Genomic DNA, 17587 nt, shown 5'->3' on the forward strand with positions numbered 1-17587 from the left:
ACAAGGTTCTTCCCAAAATGGTTCTGATTCACAACAGAAATTTTTAATGCTGCTGATACAAAAAAACTTGCGCTACGCAGTTATTCTGCTGGCGCTGGCCACCGGCTGCCAGCGTGCCGCCTACGCTCCCACGGCCCACTTTGCGCCCGTCACGAGCCAGCCGGTGGGCAAAACCCAGGCCGAAGACCCCGCCGTGGCCGCCCTCATCGCGCCCTACCACGACAAGGTAACGGCCCAGATGACTGAGGTACTCGGCACCGCTCCGCAACCCCTCACTAAAAACCCCGGCGAAAACCCGCTCTCCAACTTCGTAGCCGACCTACAGCGCACTCGCGCCAGCGCCGAGCTAAAGCAGCCCATCGCCTTGGGCGTGATGACCAACGGCGGCCTGCGCGCCGGCTTTGCGGCCGGCCCCGTCACGCTGGGCTCGGTGTTCGAGCTGATGCCGTTTGAGAACGAGCTGGTCGTCCTTGATGCCCCCGGCCCGGTGGTGCAGCAGTTGTTCGACTATGCCGCCCATATCAAAATGGCCGTGTCGGGCGCTACCTACAGCGTCACCTTCGACGGCATGCCCAAGGACATTCGCATTGGCGGCCAGCCCTTCGACGTGAACGATTCGCGCACCTATGCCATCGCCGTTTCCGACTACCTGGCTACCGGCGGCGACAACCTCTCGTTCTTCAAGGCCCTCACGCCGCGCCATACCAACGTGCTGCTCCGCACCGCCATCGCCGACCACATCCGCGCCCTCACCAAAGCCGGCCAGCCCGTCACGGCCCGCGTCGAAGGCCGCGTGAAAGCCAATTAATTGCCAGTCGCTAACTGTCGAACCACCATGCAACGTCGCGAATTCCTCCGCAACTCCCTCCTCGGTACCGCCGGTCTCACCGTGCTCGGCGGCTTGGCCAACTCGGCCGCAGCCGCCGCAACCGCCAAGGCTCCGCTCAAGCTCACCATCCTGCACACCAACGATATGCACTCGCGCATCGAGCCCTTTCCCGACAATGGCGGGCAGTGGGCCGGGCTGGGCGGCATGGCTCGCCGCGCCGCGCTCATCAAGGACATTCGCGCCAAGGAGCCCAACGTGCTGCTGCTCGACTCGGGCGACATCTTCCAAGGCACGCCCTACTTCAACTTCTTCGGCGGCGAGCTGGAATACAAGCTCATGAGCCAGATGGGCTACGATGCCAGCACCCTCGGCAACCACGACTTTGATAACGGCCTCGAAGGCCTGATGAAGCAGTTGCCCAACGCCACCTTCCCCTTCCTCATCGCCAACTACGACTTCTCGAAAACGCCGCTGGCCGGCCGATTTGCGCCGTACAAGGTGTTCGAGAAGCAGGGCATCCGCATTGGCGTGTTTGGCATCGGGATTGAGCTGAGCGGGTTGGTGGCGGATAAAAATTTCGGCCAAACTGTGTACCTCGACCCCGTGGCCAAGGCCAAGGAAATGGCTGCCCAGCTGCGCGGCCCCGAGCGTTGCGACCTCGTTATTTGCCTCTCGCACCTCGGCTATAAGTACGAAAGCAACAAGCTCGACGACCGTAAGCTGGCCGCCCAGGTTTCCGGCATCGACCTCATACTGGGCGGGCACACCCACACGTTCATGGACGCGCCCGAACCCATTGCCAGCCCCGACGGCCACGCCACGCTTATCAATCAGGTGGGCTGGTCGGGCATCAATTTGGGAAGGCTGGATTATGAATTTTCAGCAAAAAACAAGCGCGCCGGCTTGGCAAGTGCCGCCGTGGTGCCGGTTCGGGCGGCCTGCTAAAAGCAGGACATACGCAAGGCCATTTCGGCTTTTTTAACTGCGAAGTTTTCCACAATTTTGTCCCCCTCTAAAAAATAACGCCCAGGCCGGGCGGCTGATTTAGGTCCTCTTTTTGCTCCCGGTTTGTTACCGGTTTCCTTTCAATAGTTCAAATGCTCAAGGATTTTCGCACGGTTTGGGCTGGCTGCTTGCGCAGCATCTCGGCGGAAATCGGGGAGCAGAGCTTTAGAACCTGGTTCCAGCCCATTGTGCCGGTCGAGCTGAAGGGCAACGTGCTCACCATTCAGGTGCCGAGCGCCTATTTCTACGATTGGCTGGAGGAACATTACGTGGACGAGCTGCGCCGCGCCCTCTACCAGCAGCTGGGCTCCGAAGGCCGCCTCGAATACAGCGTGGTGGTGGACCAGGGCAACGACCAGACGCCGCCGCGCGCCCTGCACCTGCCGCCCACCCGCAAGCAGGCCGCGCCCGACCCGCGCGACGCGCCCCAGCCGCTGCCCGGTACGCCCGTCGGCAACCCGCTGGCCGGCAGTGCCCGCGCCGCCTCGGCCCGCTACGTGAACTCGGGCGCCGTGCGCACCACGCCGCGTGGCAACAACTTCGCCAACGGCGGCGGAGCCGATACAATGGCCCCGCCTCGCAACCCCTTCGACCAGGCCCGGCCGATGGACGGCAACCTCGTGCCGTCGCAGCTCAACGGCTCGTACACCTTCGACAACTACATCGAGGGTGACTGCAACCGGCTGGCCCGTTCGGCCGGCCTCGCCGTGGCCAACAAGCCCGGCACCACCAGCTTCAACCCGCTGATGGTGTACGGCGGCGTGGGGCTGGGCAAAACGCACCTCGTACAGGCCATCGGCAACCACATCAAGGCCACTGCGCCCGAGCGGTTTGTGCTCTATGTATCGGCCGAGAAGTTTACCAACCAGTTCATCGACAGCGTGCAGCGCGCGCAGGTGCAGGACTTTGCGAACTTCTATTTGCAGGTTGATGCACTTATTCTGGACGACGTGCAGTTTCTGGCCAACAAAGGCAAAACGCAGGAGATGTTCTTCCACATCTTCAACCACTTGCACCAGTCGGGCAAGCAGATTGTGATGACCTCTGACCGGCCGCCCAAGGACCTGCTGGGCCTGGAAGACCGGTTGCTTAACCGCTTCAAGTGGGGCCTGACGGCCGATGTGCAAAGCCCGGATTTCGAGACACGCGTGGCCATCATCCGCAACAAGATGGAGCAGGATGGAATTGATATTCCGCCAGACCACGTGGTGGATTACCTCGCCAACTCGGTGCACACCAACGTGCGCGAGCTGGAAGGCGTGATTGCCTCGCTGGTGGCCCAGAGCAGCCTGAGCCGCCGCGACATCGACCTGGAAATGGTGAAGCAGGCTCTGCGCCACATCATCGAAGAAGTGGAGGCTGAAGTCAACCTCGACTTCATCCAGAAGACCGTGGCCGCCTATTTCAACATCTCCGTCGATTTGCTGAAGGACAAAACCCGCAAAAAGGAAGTGGTGACGGCCCGGCAGGTCGCCATGTATTTCGCCAAGCACCATACCGCGCACACGCTGAAAACCATTGGTTTCCACTTCGGTGGCCGCGACCATACTACCGTGATGCACTCGGTGCAAACCGTGTCGGATTTGGTGGATTCGGACAAGAAATTCCGCGACCAGGTGGATGAGCTACGGAAGAAGTTCGCTAAGAAATAGACCTTTTGGTCCAACCAGCATCAATAGCAAAGGGGCTCCAGATTAGTATCTGGAGCCCCTTTGCGTTGCTAATGACTATAATTTAAGCGGCCGCCGTTGGGCTCACTTCCTGCAGGGGCAGGCTGTGTTTGGCGGCAAACTCGCGCACCTGCTCGCGGAAGCTCATTTTGCGGCGCTTGCCTTTCACTTCGCGCAGGTTGAGGGCGTAGATTTCACCGTCTTTCTGGCGCACGCGTAGCACAGCGGGCTTCAGTTCGAGGGCAGCAATGTTTTCGGCGGCGAATACCTGCTTGGGGCGGAACAGGCCGTTTTTGTGCACGATGTAGCCGGGCGTAAACTCAAGGTAGCTCTGGGTGCCGAAAATAGGCGCGTTGTTTACCAGCACGTAGCCGAGGTACACGAACGTGAACACCAGGAATACCCAGTGCAAAAAGTGGTAGTCCGTCGCGCCGGTGTTGCTCAGGATGCCAAACAGCACGTAGGCCAGCCAGAACAAGCCAATGGCAATTTGGCCCCAGAACGGGACGCGGGAGTTGTTGGCGGGGCGGAGGCGGATGCGGGTGGTACCAGTGGGCATAGCGACAAATTTAGTTGCTAGTTGTTAGTTGTCGGTTGTCAGGGGGCGAAAAGAAAGAGAGTCAGCAAAAGCACAAACGTCATGTAGAGCGGAGCGAAGCATCTTTACCACAGTAAGTAATCAAGTTTACTACTGCGGTAAAGATGCTTCGCTCCGCTCTGCATGACGCGATACTACCTGTTAAGCAGGCAAAATTTAGCCCAGGAACTTAGCTTCCAGCGTCATTTTAGGCACGGCGCTCAGCACTTTCGATACCGGGCAGTTTTCCTTGGCGTCTTCGGCGTGCTTCTGGAAGTCGTCGGCCGTGATGTTGCCGCCGGTGACGTGGCCTTCGGTGCTCACGTGGATGTGCTCAATGACGGGGTGGCCATTATTCGGGTTCATCGTCACGGTGCTGGTGGTTTTGATGTTCTGCACCGAATGGCCGTGCTTGGTGAGCACGCTGGTGAGGTACATGGTGTAGCAGCCGGCGTGGGCGGCGCCAATCAGCTCTTCGGGGTTGGTGCCCTGCTTGCCTTCGAAGCGGCTGCCAACGGAGTAGGGAGCGTTCAGCGCACCGCTTTCGGTGGTGAGAATGCCGCTGCCTTTGATGTCGCCGGTCCAGGCGGCGGTGCCTTTGTGGTCTGCCATGATGGGGAGTTGGTGAAATGGTGGATTGTGAGGGAAGATGTAGCTTGCCGCCGCAGCGGCCCGCCCTGCAAAGCCTAACGAAGGCCAGCGCCGCAGGTTACGGCCGCACCCCGCGCCAAACCCCGCCAACGTACCTTCGCAGCCTCTCCAACGGCGTTTTTACTCGAATTCAATGGGACTGAAAGCCACCCTGAGCCAGCCGCTGGCCCGCTACATTGCCCGCCGCTACCAGCGCTGGCAGCACCGCCCCGAAACCACCCAGCGCGAGCTGCTGGCCAAGCTGACCGCCACGGCCGCTGGCACTGCTTTCGGCCGGGCGCACGAGCTGGGGGGCATCCGCACGCCGGCCGATTTGGCCCGGCAGGTGCCCGTGCGCGACTACGAGGCCCTCAAGCCCTGGTTCGACCGCACCCAGGCCGGCGAGGCCGACGTGCTCTGGCCCGGCCGCCCGCTCTACCTGGCCAAAACCAGCGGCACCACCTCCGGCACCAAGTACATCCCGATTACGAAGGACAGCATCCCCAACCATATTGAGGGAGCCCGGGATGCGCTACTTTACTACATCTACCGCACCGGCCGCAGCCGGTTTCTGGATGGCAAGCTGATATTTATGTCGGGCTCGCCGGAGCTGGAAATGCACCACGGCATCCGTACGGGCCGGCTTTCGGGCATTGCCAACCACCACGTGCCGGCCTACCTGCGCCGCAACCAGCTGCCCAGCTACGAAACCAACATCATCGAAGACTGGGAAACCAAGCTGGAGCGCATCGTGGACGAAACGCTGGGCGAGAAGATGACGCTGATTTCCGGCATTCCGCCGTGGGTACAGATGTACTTCGACCGCCTCACGGCCCGCACCGGCCGGCCCATCAAGGACTTGTTTCCCGATTTCAACCTGTTCGTCTACGGCGGCGTCAACTTCGAGCCTTACCGCGCCAAGCTCTTCGAAAGCATCGGCCGGCCGGTAGACAGCATCGAACTGTTTCCGGCTTCCGAGGGCTTCCTGGCCTTCCAGGACGAGCCCGGCAACCCGGGCCTGCTGCTGCTGCTGAACAGCGGCATCTTCTACGAATTCATCCCTGCCGAGCGGTTTTTCGAGCCCGACGCGCCCCGCCTCGCCATCGCCGACGTGGAGCTGGACCGCAACTACGCCATCGTCCTCACCTCCAACGCCGGCCTGTGGGGCTATTCGCTCGGCGACACGGTGCGCTTCGTGAGCCTGCGGCCGCACCGCGTGGTGGTCACGGGCCGCATCAAGCACTTCCTCTCGGCCTTCGGCGAGCACGTGATAGGGGAGGAGGTGGAGCAGGCCCTGCGCGAAGTCATGGCCCAGACGCCTGAGGTCGAAGTCACCGAATTCACCGTGGCCCCGCTCGTGAGCGACGACCCCGCCACGCCCTCGCGCCATGAGTGGCTGGTGGAATTCGGGCGAGTGCCAAACGACCCCGCCGCCTTCGCCGCCGCCCTCGATACCGCACTGCGCCGCCGCAACACCTACTACGACGACCTGCGCCGGGGCAACATCCTCGTGCCGCTACAGCTCACGCCACTGCCCGCCGGGGCCTTTCAGCGCTACATGAAAAGCCTGGGGAGGCTGGGCGGGCAGAACAAGGTGCCGCGCCTGGGGAACGACCGGAAAGTGGCGGAGGGGCTATTGAATCAATCAGCGTAAGAATTATGATTACTTCGTCCGAACGTGTTGACATCTGGCCTGAGCTGCTGAAGCAAATCAGTCAGGAAGTGCTGAACGACCCTGATTTCATCGACAATGATTGGCACGGTTTCGTCTCGCCCGCGCAAAAGGAAAGCGGCTGGCTAGGATTTCTGGGAGCCGCTGAAAGTGACTTGCAGGCGCTTGAACAGCGCTTGGGTGTGCCGCTGCCACCTTCTTACCGGGCCTTTCTGGCGGCCTCGAACGGGTTTGGCCCCGTCGACTGCTTCATCTGGCGCCTCTTTCCAGTGGCGGAAATCGACTGGCTGGTGAACAAGGATAAAGAGATAGTGGAGATTTGGGAGCAGGACGACGACGCGGATATTACGGATGAGCAGTACTTCGACCCGGAGAGCCGGCAGGACGCGAGATATACCCGCAGCCGGTATTTTCGGCGTTGCCTGATGGTTTCAGATTGGGGCGATGCCGGTTTCCTGGCTTTGAACCCGGCGGTAGAAAATGATGGCGAATGGGAAGCCTGGCATTTCGCCAACTGGCATCCTGGCGCTGTACGGTACCATTCGTTTATCGACTTGATGCAGCAGACGCTGGAGAATTACCGCGAGCTGAAGAAACCGGACTATTAATGCGCCTCGCCTTCGACCTCGACAACACCCTCATCCGCTGCGGCCACGACTTCCCCTTGGCCACACCCCAACGGCGCATCCTGGCGTGGCTGTTGGGCAACGAGCAACTCCGCGAAGGCATCAAGGAACTGACTGATTCGTGCCGCCAACGCGGCTGGGAAGTGTGGGTGTACACCACTTCCTACCGCAGCGCCTGGCGCATTCGCCGGCTATTCTGGCTGCACGGAATTCGACTTGATGGCGTGGTGAACCAGCAGCGGCACGACCACGAAGCCCGCGCCCGCTGCACCAAGCATCCGCCCAGCTTTAGCATCGACTTGCTGATTGACGATTCGGAAGGCGTGCGGATTGAAGGCGAGCGTCACGGATTTCGCGTGCTGGTGATTGCGCCCGAGGATGAGCGTTGGGCCGAAAAGGTACGGGCCGCGCTGGATTCGTTCTAATTTAGCCCGATGCTCAAGCTGCTTCTGTTCCTCAAAATATTCAACACGGCAGTTACTGTCGTAATTTTTGTCGTTGTCGGATTCCTGTCTTGTGCTTTTTTTCTAGGCGACCGCGAAACCCATGAGTTGCTGAAGCAACACGCAGTAGGAAACTTCTGCCTGCGCTTCTTCTCCTTTGCATTGTTCGGCATTGTATTAAGCATTCTGCCCATTTTAATCAATGCCTTAATATGCTGGCGTACGTCGATACCAATGCCCGCTGCTTACCGTTTCGCACAAAAAGCGGTACTGGTTTCTACGATTAGTGCGCTTGGTGGAACGGCCGTTTTCTTTTGCTATTAGGCTTATATGACAATCAAACCCGCCCTCCACGCCCTCTGCCACGCCTTCATCGAGCAGCGCATTGCTGCTGCCCGCACCGCCATGCAGGCCGCTCAGGAATCGTCCTCGTCCGAAACCAAGAGCAGCGCCGGCGATAAGTATGAAACCGGCCGCGAAATGGCCAACGCCGAGCGCGACCGCAACGCCGCCCACATGCAGCAGGCCCAGCAGCTCCAAGCCGAGCTCGCCCGCATCAATCCCGACGCCGCGTGCGACACCGTGCGCCCCGGCGCCCTCGTTGGCACCAGCCTGGGCCGGTTCTACATCAGCATCAGCGCCGGCAAGCTGGAGGGGACGGATGTATTCGCCGTCTCGCCCGCCGCGCCCGTCGCCGTGGCGCTGAAAGGGCTGCGGGCGGGCCAGGAGGCCGTTTTTAACGGCAAAACGGTGCGCGTGCTGGCGGTGGAATAGCCTTGTAGCGTGGACTCTGCGAGTCCGCGCCCGAGCGAATGTTCTTCCACGCGCGGACTCGCAGAGTCCACGCTACAAGGCTATTTCCAGTCGCCGCCGCCGTCGGCGGGCTTGTCGCCGTCGGGCTTTATTAGGCGGAATTCGACCCGTCGGTTCACCTTAGCGTCGGCCTCGGTCAGCTCGTCTTTCAGCGGTTTGAAGGAGCCGTAGCCGAAACTCTCGATGCGGTTGAGCTGCAGCTTGCCTTTGCGTTCGATGTACTTGCGGATGGCTTCGGCGCGGTCCTGCGAGAGTTTTTCGTTCACTTCCGGGTCGCCGCGGCTGTCGGTGTGGCCCGCGATGCTGAGCCGGAACGTGGGGTGGTCGACCATAAACACCGCGATGCGGTCGAGCGTGGGGTACATGCTGGCCAGCACGGTCGACTTGCCCGCCTCAAACTCCAGGTTCTTGAAAATCAGCGGCAGCTTGTAGTCGATGCTGTTCGTGAGCAGGGTCATCACCGTGTCGCCCCGCAGCGCAAACTGCTTCTCCACCGAGAAAAAATCGGGGCTCTGAATCAGCATGGCGTAGTGCGAGCCCTCCATCAGCTCAAAGTCGAACGTGCCGTCGGGCCGGATGAATTTACTGGCCACTTCCACGCCGTTATCCGTATCGATGATGCTCACGATGCCATTCAGCGGCTTATTGCTCACCGAGTCGATGAGCGTGCCCTCTACCTTAGTGGTAGCCAGCGGCTGGGCCTCCATCGGCAACGGGAAGGAGTAGAGGTCGAGGTTGTTGAGCTCCTGCGCCTCCGAGCGGGCGTAGTAGAGGTTTTTGCTTTCGCGGTCGATGGTGAAGTAGTATTCCGAGCCCTTGCCATTCACGAGCGGCCCGATGTTCTTGGGTTCCTGCCAGCGCCCGCCCACCTTGTAGGTCTTGTAAATATCGAAGTCGCCAAAATTCAGCAGCTGCCCGCGCGAGCTGAAGTACAGCACGTGGTAGAGCGGGTGATAGAAGGGGCTCACCTCGTTTTCGCGGGTGTTGATGACCGGGCCCATGTTCTCGGCCGGGCTCCACTGCCCGTTGCGCAGCTTGTGCGTGAAGTAGATGTCCGACAGCCCAAAGCCACCCAGTCGGTCGGAGGCGAAATACAGCGTGTCCTCGTTCTGCGAAAGCGTGGGCTGCGAGTCCCAGGCCGGCGAATTCACCAGCGGGCCCAGGCTTTTGGGCGTGCTCCACTTGCCGTCCTTGCCGCGCGTGGCGGTGTAGAGGTCGCAGTTGCCGTGGCAGGTAGCGCACTCGCAGCGGGCGAAGAAAATGGTGCGCCCGTCCTTGCTCAGGCAGGCTGAGCCCTCGTTTTTGGGCGAGTTGATGGGTTTGGGCAGCGGCTCGGCATCGGTCCAGCTCACGCCCTCGCGGTGCGAGGTGTACAAATCCTCATCCACCACACCCGTGAGCCCGCGCCGGTGCCGCTTGCTGCTGAAAATCAGCAGTGAATCGTTGCCGCCCAGCGCCGGCCCGTAGTCGGGCGCTTTGCTGTTGATGGCGTCGCCCATGCTCGTGTACACACCCTTGGGCGGGTGAAACGTGTTGAGGTTCTTGCGGTATTCCACCAGGTCGTAGTACGTCTTCAGCGGCACGTACAGCGGCGTTTCCTTCTGTTCCAGCGAGTCGTAGTAGAGCTGAATGCGCTTGGTATCGGCCCGGCTGTGCTTGAGGGCCAGGCGGTAGTAGGCCTTGGCTTTCACGGTCTGGCTGTCGCGCTGCAGCAGTTGGCCGAGGTGCCAAATCATGTCGGTATTCTTCGCGAAGTTGGTGGGGCCGAACTTGGCCACGTAGTCTTCCAGCAGCAGCCGGGCCTGGTGGTACTGCCGTTTCTTTTCGGCCTTGGCAATGGCGCGTAGGGCTTTTTTATCCTCAAAAAACGGGTATTTGTTAATGTTGACGAAGTCGGGCGTGCCATCGGGGCGCAGGTGCAGCTTGCGGCTGGTGCGGCCGCTTAGGGCGCGCACGCGGTAGGTGGGGCGCGTGCTGGCGGGGCTGGCCGTCGGCATCTTACGTGGCGCGGCCGAAGCGCCGCCGCTGGTGGTGTCGGCCGAGGGCGAGGCGGCGGCCGGGACTTTCTTTACCGGCTGGCGTTGGGCCACGGCCGCGTTTATCCCCAGGCTTCCGCCGAGGAGCACAACCAGCAGGATTTGCAAATACCGACGCAATAAATCGGGCATTGGTAGAGTACTGAATATAATATGTTGCGCAAGTTGCCTACAATTTGCCGATTTGCCGAAATCGATTCCAGAAATTCAGTCTGTTAGAGGCCAGGATGCGTCCGCCAGCGCGCCGCTTTGGCCGAAATCGTCCGCTGGCACGGCCCTTGAAAGCCATTCGGCGCGGTTCGCCGTACCTTGTATCTCTCGCGCGGCGCGGCGCCGGGCTGCCATTGTGGCACCCGTTCCCGCGCCCTGGCCTTATTTCTGTTCATGCATCCGGCATCCTTTCCATACACCGCCCAGTTTCCTGTTCAGGCCCTCGGCGATTCCCATTCCCAACCCGAAGCCATCGCCATTATGGCCGCTGACCCCGACCACCTGCTGCGCGGCGACGATGCCCCGGCCACCCTGCCGCTGCTGCCCGTGCGCAACACCGTGCTCTTCCCCGGCGTCGTGCTCCCGGTCACGGTAGCCCGCAAAAAAAGCGTGAAGCTGGTGCGCAAAGCCTACGCCGCCGACAAGCTCCTCGGCGTAGTGGCCCAGCTTAACCCCGACGCCGACGAGCCCGCCACCGACGAATTGCACCCCGTGGGCACGCTGGCCCGCATCCTGAAATTGCTGGAGCAGCCCGACGGCCAGATTACCATCATCCTGCAGGGGCAGGTACGCTTCCGCATCGAGGAGGAGCTGTCGTTTTCGCCGCTCGTGGCCCGTGTCAGTTACTTCTCCGAGGTGGCGCTGAACCCGGACGTGCCCGGCGAGTTTGGCTTGCTGCAAGCCCTGCGCGAGGCGGCCACGAAAGTGTTGGAGCTCACGCCTGAGATTCCGATGGAGGCCCGGGCCATGCTCGATGGCATTCAGTCGCCGGCTTTCCTCACGCATTTCCTGAGCAGCAACGTGCAGCTCGACCTGGCCGCCAAGCAGAAGCTGCTGGAGCTGGCCGACCCCGAGGAGCAGGCCCGCCAGCTGCTCGAAGCCCTGCTCAGCCAGGCCGAGCTGCTCGAAATCAAGCAGGATATCCGCTCGAAAACGCATACCGGCATCGATGCCCAGCAGCGTGAGTATTTCCTGCGCCAGCAGCTCAAAACCCTGCAGGACGAGTTGGGCCAGGATGGCCCCGAGGAAGACGTGCACCGCCTGCGTGCCCGCGCCGAAACCAAGAAATGGCCCGAAAGCGTGGCGCTCCACTTCAAAAAGGAGATGGAAAAGCTGTCGCGCACCAACCCCATGGCTCCCGACTATTCGGTGAGCATGAACTACGTCGAATTCCTGCTCGATTTGCCCTGGGGCGAGTTCACCAAGGACAAGTTCAACCTCAAGCAGACCAAGAAAATCCTCGACGCCGACCATTTCGGCATCGAAAAAGTGAAGGAGCGGATTTTGGAGTACATCGCCGTGCTCAAGCTGAAGCAGGACCTGAAAGCGCCGATTCTGTGCCTGTACGGCCCGCCCGGCGTGGGCAAAACCAGCCTCGGCCGCAGCATCGCCAACGCCATGGGGCGCAAGTACATCCGGATGAGCCTGGGCGGCGTGCGCGACGAGGCCGAAATTCGCGGGCACCGCAAAACCTACGTGGGCGCCATGCCCGGCCGCATCATTTCGCAGATTAAGAAGGCCGGCACCAGCAACCCGGTCATCATTCTCGATGAGATTGATAAGGTGAGTAGCGACTTTCGCGGCGACCCCTCGTCGGCCCTGCTCGAAGTGCTCGACCCTGAGCAGAACGCCACTTTCACCGACAACTACCTGGAGGTGGAATACGACCTCTCGAAGGTCCTGTTCATTGCCACCGCCAACTCGCTCGATACCATTCAGCCCGCCCTGCGCGACCGCATGGAAATTATCGACCTCACCGGCTACACCCAAGACGAGAAGGTGCAGATTGCCCGCAAGCACCTCTGGCCGAAGCAGCTGAAGGAGCACGGCCTGGGCGAGGCCGAAGTGAAAATTACCGACGCGGCCCTGCACCGCGTGGCCGACGACTATACCCGCGAAAGCGGCGTGCGCGGCCTGGAGCGCAAGCTGGCGGCCGTGACGCGCAACCTCGCCCGCCGCAAGGCCGGCAAAGAAGAACTGCCCGCCACGATGGAGCCGGCCGAAATCCGTAAAATCCTCGGCGCGGCCATTTTCGACCGCGACCAGTACCAGGACAACGATACCGCCGGCGTGGTAACCGGCCTGGCCTGGACCTCGGTGGGCGGCGACATTCTGTTCGTGGAAAGCCTGCTGAGCCGGGGCCGCGGCAAGCTCACGCTCAGCGGCCAGTTGGGCGATGTGATGAAGGAATCGGCCATTACGGCCCTCAGCTACCTGCGCTCGCGGGCCGACGAAATCGGCATCGATTACCGTCTGTTCGAGCAGTACGACTTACACATTCACTTCCCCGAAGGCGCCGTGCCGAAGGACGGGCCCAGCGCGGGCATTGCCATTTTCACCAGCATGGCCTCGGCCTTCACGCAGCGCCGGGTGCGCGCCCACCTGGCCATGACGGGCGAAATCACGCTGCGCGGCAAGGTGCTGCCCGTCGGTGGCATTAAGGAGAAGCTGCTGGCCGCCCGCCGTGCGGGCATGAAGGACATCATCCTCTGCCCCAAAAACCGCAAGGACATCGAGGAAATCCCGGAAGACTACCTCAAGGGCCTCACCATCCACTACTGCGACCGCGTGGACGACGTGCTGCGCGTGGCCCTGCTCGAGGAGCTGGTGCCGCACCCGCAGAAGCTGCCCGTGCGCGATGAGCCGGTGCCGGTAGCTGGGCCAAGTGTGGAGGTGCAGTAAGCAAAAACGAACGTCATGCAGAGCGCAGCGAAGCATCTTTACCGCAGCAGTAACTAATTACGTTGCGCGGTAGAGGTGCTTCGGCAAGCCCAGCATGACGTTCTTTTCTTGAGTCAATGATGAACTGAAATCAGGCCGCCAGGTACTTTTTGGGCCTGCGTCAGCGTTACTGCTGCGGCGGATTATCCTCCCGCCGTACCTTAGTTATATGAAGCATTTTTCCGCGTATCGGCTGGCTGGTTTGGGTTTGATGTTGGGCGGATTGGGCCTGCGGCCGGCGGCAGCGCAGCAGTTGGGCGGCCGCACGGTATTTCCGTTTCTGGACCTGCCTCCGAGCGCGCATCTAGCCGCGCTGGGCGGCATGAATCCGTCGACCCGCACCGACGACCCGAGCATGCTCTATGGTAACCCGGCCTTGCTGAACCCCACCATGGATGGTCGTTTGTCCCTTAGCTACGTGGCCTACGTGGCCGACATCAAGCAGAGCACCGCCGCCTACGTCTTCAACACCGAGAAGCTGGGCCGGATGGGCTTGGGCATCAGCTACCTCAACTACGGCAGCTTCGAGAGCTACGACGCGGCCGGCAACAGCCTCGGCACCTTCGGTGTGAACGAGTACACCGTGGGCCTCTCGGATGCTTATACCAAGGGCAAATTCACTTTTGGCGCTACTGCCAAGCTGGCCGTGAGCAGCATTGCGGGCAGCCGCTCGCTGGCCGGCGTGGCCGATGCGGGCGTGGTGTACAAGCATCCCACCGCCGACTTCACGGCCGGGCTGGTGGTAAAAAATGCCGGCTACCAGTTCATCACCTACCCCGGCACCGACCGCGGCCGCCTGCCGCTCGACGTGCAGCTCGGGGCCACTGTGAAGCCCGAGCACATGCCCGTGCGCTTCTCCCTCACAGCCCACCACCTGCAGCAGTGGGACATTCAGTACCTCGACCCCAACGCCCGCGGCACCCTCGACGCCAGCGGTCAGGAGAAGAAACCCACCCGCAGCTTCGGCGACAACCTGGCCCGGCACTTCACGGCCAGCGCGGCGCTGGTACTCGGCCCGGGCCTGCAGTTGCGCGTGGGCTACAACCACCTGCAGCGCCGCGAGCTGCGCCTCGACAACACCAGCGGCAGCGCCGGGCTCAGCTTCGGGGCGATGGTGAAAATAAGCGCCTTCCAGCTCGATTATACGTACGCCACGCTGCAGGCTGCCGGCTCCAGCCAGTACATCACCGTTTCGCGCAGCCTCGATTCGCTGTTCAAGAAGAAAGACGCCAGCACCACGCCGAGCCCGCCCAAAGCCACGCCCGACGGCGCCAAAACCCGGTACCGCAAAGCCGGGGCCTGACCTACCGCCCGGCAAACCTTTGGGCGCGTCGCACGGTATTCTGCCAAATAACCATCCATGCAAAACTTCCTTACCCCGGCCCAGATTGTGGCCGAACTCGATAAGTACATCATCGGCCAGCACGAGGCCAAGCGCCACGTGGCCATCGCCCTACGCAACCGCTGGCGCCGCCTACACGCCCCGGCCGATATGCAAGCCGAAATTGTCCCCAACAACATCCTCATGATTGGGGCCACCGGCGTGGGCAAAACCGAAATTGCCCGCCGCCTGGCCCACCTCGCCGACGCGCCCTTCGTGAAAGTCGAGGCCAGCAAGTTCACCGAAGTGGGCTACGTGGGCCGCGACGTGGAAAGCATGGTGCGCGACCTGGCCGAGCAAAGCGTGAACCGTGTGAAAGCCCGCCGCCAGGAAGCCGTGAAAGCCCAGGCCGCCGAAGTCGTCGAGGAAATCATCCTCGATGCGCTCATCCCACCCATCAGCCAGCCTGCGGGTGCGAAATCCGGGGTAGGCTTCGGCAGCGGGGGAGGGGATGAGATGCCCTCGTCCGATTCTGAGCTGAACGAGCGCACCCGCGAGCGGTTCCGCCAGAAAATCAAGAACGGCGAGCTCGAAGACCGCAAAATCGAAATTCAGGTGGCGCAGGGTGCACCCAGCATCGGCCTCATGGGCGCGCCGGGACTGGATGAAAACGCCATGTCGGGCCTGCAGGACATGCTGGGCAACATGATGCCCAAGAAAACCCGCAAGCGCAAAGTAACCGTGGCCGAGGCCCGCAAGCTGCTGCTCGATGAAGAAGCCGCCAAGCTCATCGACATGGACGACGTGAAGGACGAGGCCATTCGCCAGTGCGAAAACGCCGGCATCATCTTCATCGACGAAATCGACAAAGTAGCCAGCAGCGGCGGCAAAAGCGGTGGCTCCGGCCCCGATGTGAGCCGCCAGGGCGTGCAGCGCGACCTGCTGCCCATCGTGGAGGGCTCGGCCGTGAACACCAAGTACGGCATCGTCAACACCGACCACATCCTGTTCATTGCCGCCGGGGCTTTCCACGTCTCCAAGCCCAGCGACCTCATCCCCGAACTGCAAGGGCGCTTCCCCATCCGCGTCGAACTCCAAAGCCTCACCAAGGACGACTTCTTCCGCATCCTTAAAGACCCCAAAAATGCCCTCACCAAGCAGTACGAAGCCCTGCTAAAAGCCGAGGAAGTGGAGTTGACCTTCGATGATGCCGCCTTGGAACGCTTGGCCGAAATTGCCTTCGAAGTGAACGGCGAAGTCGAAAACATCGGCGCGCGCCGCCTGCACACCGTGATGAGCCGCCTACTCAACGATATTCTCTACGACGTGCCCGACAAGATTGGCCCCAACGCCCACATCCAAATCACAACCGCCTTGGTAGATGAGCGCCTGCGCGACATGGTTAAGAACCGCGACCTGAGCCAGTATATTTTGTAATGCCAGGCAATAGAGACCTTTACTAATAAGTGTGTTAAGTATTTTTTAACAAAAAAGAGCCGACCAAAATGGTCGGCTCTTTTTTGTTAACCTTAGTGCTAAAGCAAGGCAACATGGTTGCCTCACTCTATTATTAACAGAGAGGCTTAGTAGCCAGGGTTCTGCACCAAGTTAGGGTTCTGCAGAATATCAACCTGCGGAATGGGCAGAATGGCTTTTTCAGCACCGTAAGTGATACGGCTTGAGTTGCGCTTGTAACGCATCAGGTCGTAGTAACGGTGGCCTTCGAAAGCCAATTCCAACCTACGCTCCAGCAGGATAGCATCAACCAAAGCTTGGGCATTCGCAAAGCTGGATATCGTGTACGAAACCGAGGTAGCGGGCTTTGAACGGTCACGAACCAAGTTGAGCAAGCTAACTGCTTCGGCCGTTACACCCGTAGTTTGGGCCAGGCCCTCTGCACGGTTGAGCAGCGTTTCGGCATAGCGCGTAATGGGCACGTAGTCGGCTGAGGCCTCATTGTACTTCTTCGTGTAAACCAGCGGCGAGCTGGTCGACGTAGGAATGGTGCTCGGAGTCAGTAGTAGCAACCGGCGACGGTCATCGGCCGGGAACTGCGCCACCGGAATCAGGGCGTAAGGGTTAACACTGATGTCGAAGCGACGACCGTAGTGCTGGCCCAAGGCGTTGTTGGTGTTTGGGTTGTCCGACACGTTCATGGCCACCGAGAAAATCGACTCAACGTTCGAGAATGTGGCGAGCGTGAACGGTACCGCCGGCGTAGACGTCAGCGAGTGGCGCCCCCCCGTTACTACCTCACCCGCAAGGCGGGCAGCATCAGCGTAGCGGCCTTCGTAGAGGTACACACGCGACAGCAGGGTACGAGCGGCATCCTTGGTGGCGCGAGCCGTTTTGTCGAAGGTCGTGGTATACGTTTCCGGTAGGCCAACAATGGCTTCGGTCAAATCCTTTTCAATTTGGGTGTAAACCTCCTTCACCGTCGAGCGGGGCTTCGCCTGCGATGCATCAAAGGCGGTAGCAGCATCGGGCGCATCCAATTGCAGCACCACGCCAAGGTGAGAAGCATCCGCTGTGAAGTTGTAAGGCTGCGCAAACAGGTTTACTAGGTGGAAATAAGTCAAGGCACGAATGAACTTGGCTTCTCCAATGTAATTCTGCTCCAGAGTGGGAGAAACTTTACCCGGGTTTTTAGCAATCTGCTGCAGAAAGAAGTTAGGACCGTAAATCGTACGGTAGCCGCCGGTCCAAGCGTTGGTAACCGTGCCATCGTTTGCAAGCGGATTGAAGGTTCCAATGCCGCCGAAGAAACCAGCCGGGTTGGTGTCATCGCTGCGAATATCGCTGTAAATCAGCGCGCGACCGCCCAGGAATTCAGCATTCTGCAATTGGTCGTACATACCAACTGCACTTTTCTGGATACGGTCGGCATTAGCGAAGGCGTCTTCCTGCGTCAACGCAAAAGGCGGCGTCTGGTCCAGAACTTTATCGCAACCAGTGGCGGTGGCGAGCAACAGCGCGCAAAGCCCGAGCTGCCGTAGAGTTATATTTTGATACATGATTCGAAGAGAGAACAGGA

Annotated in this window: 15 protein-coding genes; 11 read left to right on the forward strand and 4 right to left on the reverse strand. The window is 60.8% G+C overall.

Annotated features, from left to right (window positions below; all coding sequences use genetic code 11):
• Positions 1–46: 46 nt before the first annotated feature.
• The 3 genes from MON38_RS16630 (at position 47) to dnaA (ending at position 3486) form a co-directional block, all read left to right on the forward strand.
• Positions 47–808 carry a 5'-nucleotidase C-terminal domain-containing protein gene (locus tag MON38_RS16630; RefSeq protein ID WP_241937274.1) on the forward strand — a complete coding sequence of 254 codons (762 nt, stop codon included), beginning with the start codon at positions 47–49 and terminating at the stop codon, positions 806–808.
• A 27-nt stretch (positions 809–835) separates the two neighbouring features.
• The gene (locus MON38_RS16635; RefSeq protein WP_241937275.1) at positions 836–1774 is read left to right on the forward strand and encodes a bifunctional metallophosphatase/5'-nucleotidase; all 939 of its coding nucleotides are present in this window, start codon (positions 836–838) and stop codon (positions 1772–1774) included.
• Between the two features lie 152 nt (positions 1775–1926).
• Positions 1927–3486, forward strand: a complete 1560-nt coding sequence (gene dnaA / locus MON38_RS16640) for a chromosomal replication initiator protein DnaA (protein ID WP_241937276.1) — start codon at positions 1927–1929, stop codon at positions 3484–3486.
• Positions 3487–3568: 82 nt separating this feature from the next.
• On the opposite strand, the gene MON38_RS16645 is transcribed toward dnaA, so the two are convergent.
• The gene (locus MON38_RS16645; protein WP_241937277.1) at positions 3569–4063 is read right to left on the reverse strand and encodes a hypothetical protein; all 495 of its coding nucleotides are present in this window, start codon (positions 4061–4063) and stop codon (positions 3569–3571) included.
• Positions 4064–4258: 195 nt separating this feature from the next.
• Positions 4259–4693: an OsmC family peroxiredoxin gene (locus MON38_RS16650; RefSeq protein WP_241937278.1), complete on the reverse strand. Its 435-nt coding sequence runs from the start codon at positions 4691–4693 to the stop codon at positions 4259–4261.
• 172 nt (positions 4694–4865) lie between these two features.
• Here MON38_RS16650 and MON38_RS16655 point away from each other — a divergent pair, with 172 nt between their 5' ends.
• From MON38_RS16655 to MON38_RS16675, 5 genes are read left to right on the forward strand one after another with little or no spacing between them, the layout of a single operon-like run.
• Positions 4866–6365 (forward strand): GH3 family acyl-acid amido synthetase, encoded by a 1500-nt coding sequence (locus MON38_RS16655; protein ID WP_241937279.1) that lies wholly within the window; start codon positions 4866–4868, stop codon positions 6363–6365.
• Positions 6366–6370: 5 nt separating this feature from the next.
• Positions 6371–6991, forward strand: coding sequence for an SMI1/KNR4 family protein (locus MON38_RS16660; protein ID WP_241937280.1), 621 nt, complete (start codon positions 6371–6373; stop codon positions 6989–6991).
• Complete coding sequence (locus tag MON38_RS16665) at positions 6991–7434, forward strand: hypothetical protein (RefSeq protein ID WP_241937281.1); 444 nt, start codon at positions 6991–6993, stop codon at positions 7432–7434. The genes MON38_RS16660 and MON38_RS16665 overlap by 1 nt, the downstream gene beginning before the upstream one ends.
• A gap of 9 nt (positions 7435–7443) precedes the next feature.
• Positions 7444–7776, forward strand: a complete 333-nt coding sequence (locus MON38_RS16670) for a hypothetical protein (RefSeq protein WP_241937282.1) — start codon at positions 7444–7446, stop codon at positions 7774–7776.
• 6 nt (positions 7777–7782) lie between these two features.
• Positions 7783–8226 carry a 3-oxoacyl-ACP synthase gene (locus MON38_RS16675; RefSeq protein ID WP_241937283.1) on the forward strand — a complete coding sequence of 148 codons (444 nt, stop codon included), beginning with the start codon at positions 7783–7785 and terminating at the stop codon, positions 8224–8226.
• An 80-nt stretch (positions 8227–8306) separates the two neighbouring features.
• Here the strand turns inward: MON38_RS16675 and MON38_RS16680 are convergent, their stop codons facing one another.
• Positions 8307–10433 carry an OmpA family protein gene (locus MON38_RS16680; RefSeq protein ID WP_241937284.1) on the reverse strand — a complete coding sequence of 709 codons (2127 nt, stop codon included), beginning with the start codon at positions 10431–10433 and terminating at the stop codon, positions 8307–8309.
• A 339-nt stretch (positions 10434–10772) separates the two neighbouring features.
• Between MON38_RS16680 and lon the strand changes: the two genes are divergently transcribed.
• From lon to hslU, 3 genes are all read left to right on the forward strand, one after another.
• Entirely contained in the window at positions 10773–13193 is a 2421-nt protein-coding gene (lon, locus tag MON38_RS16685) for an endopeptidase La (protein ID WP_241937510.1), read from the forward strand.
• Positions 13194–13401: 208 nt separating this feature from the next.
• On the forward strand, positions 13402–14535 hold the full coding sequence (gene porQ, locus MON38_RS16690) for a type IX secretion system protein PorQ (protein ID WP_241937285.1): 1134 nt from the start codon (positions 13402–13404) through the stop codon (positions 14533–14535).
• Between the two features lie 57 nt (positions 14536–14592).
• The gene (gene hslU / locus MON38_RS16695) at positions 14593–15990 is read left to right on the forward strand and encodes an ATP-dependent protease ATPase subunit HslU (protein ID WP_241937286.1); all 1398 of its coding nucleotides are present in this window, start codon (positions 14593–14595) and stop codon (positions 15988–15990) included.
• A 146-nt stretch (positions 15991–16136) separates the two neighbouring features.
• Here the strand turns inward: hslU and MON38_RS16700 are convergent, their stop codons facing one another.
• A complete protein-coding gene (locus tag MON38_RS16700; protein WP_241937287.1) occupies positions 16137–17567 on the reverse strand; it encodes a RagB/SusD family nutrient uptake outer membrane protein in 1431 nt (476 codons plus the stop codon).
• Positions 17568–17587 lie beyond the last annotated feature (20 nt).

This window comes from Hymenobacter cyanobacteriorum, assembly GCF_022631375.1.
Lineage (GTDB): Bacteria > Bacteroidota > Bacteroidia > Cytophagales > Hymenobacteraceae > Hymenobacter > Hymenobacter cyanobacteriorum.

Bases quoted from the DNA above. Each gene is read 5' to 3' on its own strand.
- MON38_RS16630 (WP_241937274.1), top strand. From the start codon at position 47: ATGCTGCTGATACAAAAAAACTTGCGCTACGCAGTTATTCTGCTGGCG.
- MON38_RS16635 (WP_241937275.1), top strand. From the start codon at position 836: ATGCAACGTCGCGAATTCCTCCGCAACTCCCTCCTCGGTACCGCCGGT.
- dnaA (WP_241937276.1), top strand. From the start codon at position 1,927: ATGCTCAAGGATTTTCGCACGGTTTGGGCTGGCTGCTTGCGCAGCATC.
- MON38_RS16645 (WP_241937277.1), bottom strand. From the start codon at position 4,063: ATGCCCACTGGTACCACCCGCATCCGCCTCCGCCCCGCCAACAACTCC.
- MON38_RS16650 (WP_241937278.1), bottom strand. From the start codon at position 4,693: ATGGCAGACCACAAAGGCACCGCCGCCTGGACCGGCGACATCAAAGGC.
- MON38_RS16655 (WP_241937279.1), top strand. From the start codon at position 4,866: ATGGGACTGAAAGCCACCCTGAGCCAGCCGCTGGCCCGCTACATTGCC.
- MON38_RS16660 (WP_241937280.1), top strand. From the start codon at position 6,371: ATGATTACTTCGTCCGAACGTGTTGACATCTGGCCTGAGCTGCTGAAG.
- MON38_RS16665 (WP_241937281.1), top strand. From the start codon at position 6,991: ATGCGCCTCGCCTTCGACCTCGACAACACCCTCATCCGCTGCGGCCAC.
- MON38_RS16670 (WP_241937282.1), top strand. From the start codon at position 7,444: ATGCTCAAGCTGCTTCTGTTCCTCAAAATATTCAACACGGCAGTTACT.
- MON38_RS16675 (WP_241937283.1), top strand. From the start codon at position 7,783: ATGACAATCAAACCCGCCCTCCACGCCCTCTGCCACGCCTTCATCGAG.
- MON38_RS16680 (WP_241937284.1), bottom strand. From the start codon at position 10,433: ATGCCCGATTTATTGCGTCGGTATTTGCAAATCCTGCTGGTTGTGCTC.
- lon (WP_241937510.1), top strand. From the start codon at position 10,773: ATGGCCGCTGACCCCGACCACCTGCTGCGCGGCGACGATGCCCCGGCC.
- porQ (WP_241937285.1), top strand. From the start codon at position 13,402: ATGAAGCATTTTTCCGCGTATCGGCTGGCTGGTTTGGGTTTGATGTTG.
- hslU (WP_241937286.1), top strand. From the start codon at position 14,593: ATGCAAAACTTCCTTACCCCGGCCCAGATTGTGGCCGAACTCGATAAG.
- MON38_RS16700 (WP_241937287.1), bottom strand. From the start codon at position 17,567: ATGTATCAAAATATAACTCTACGGCAGCTCGGGCTTTGCGCGCTGTTG.